The organism is Paraburkholderia sp. SIMBA_054, from assembly GCF_046534875.1.
Taxonomy (GTDB): Bacteria; Pseudomonadota; Gammaproteobacteria; order Burkholderiales; family Burkholderiaceae; genus Paraburkholderia; species Paraburkholderia hospita.
On sequence record NZ_JAWRXV010001567.1, the window covers coordinates 1 to 241 of the forward strand.

A 241-nucleotide genomic window follows, 5' to 3' on the forward strand; every position below is an offset into this window, starting at 1 on the left:
GCAACTCTTCGAAGCGCACGACGGCACTGACCTTGGACTGCAAACGCCCGTGCGTCACGTCGTCGGCGATCTGTTGCAGCCGCGCGGCATCCGGCGTGTTCACGAACCACAAGCCGCGACGCCCGGCCGGGGCGCTCGTCAGAATGTCCGGCGACGCGGTGCTCACCACGACCCCATCTGCAGAAAGCACGGACCACGAGCGGGCAAGCACGTCGCCGCCGACATAGTCGAGAACAAGATC

At 66.0% G+C, this 241-nt stretch carries 1 protein-coding gene; it reads right to left on the minus strand.

Going from position 1 to position 241, the window contains the following annotated elements:
* A partial coding sequence (locus SB822_RS60320) for a zinc-binding dehydrogenase (RefSeq protein WP_410859547.1) occupies positions 1 to 241 on the minus strand: 241 nt, incomplete at both ends.